This window comes from Olleya sp. Ti.3.14 (assembly GCF_038154885.1).
Classification (GTDB): domain Bacteria; phylum Bacteroidota; class Bacteroidia; order Flavobacteriales; family Flavobacteriaceae; genus Olleya.
Genome location: NZ_JBAKAO010000097.1, coordinates 1 through 279 on the forward strand (window position 1 = coordinate 1; position 279 = coordinate 279).

Consider the following 279-nt stretch of genomic DNA (forward strand, 5'->3'; position numbering starts at 1 on the left):
GTTGTTTAATAAATCACATTTATCTTGAACAAACTCTACTAAAATATGTTGAGGATATTGCTCTTCTGTAGTTACTACTAATTCTCTTTTTCTAAATCCGTTGCTACCAAAACTTTGAGTTTCACCTACTAGCTTAACTTTACCTTGTACTTCCATTTTCTATATAATTATTAAATATTCGTCTAATTAAATATCGTAAAATTACGATAACAACACTTTCCAAGCGCTTTCCACATCACTAAAACTTAAAAAGCCTTTTGCTTTTTTATGTTTTTGTTC

At 28.3% G+C, this 279-nt stretch carries 1 protein-coding gene; it reads right to left on the minus strand.

Annotated elements, in window-relative coordinates:
* A partial coding sequence (locus tag V6251_RS15435) for a DUF3127 domain-containing protein (RefSeq protein WP_341589031.1) occupies positions 1-156 on the minus strand: 156 nt, incomplete at its 3' end.
* Positions 157-279 lie beyond the last annotated feature (123 nt).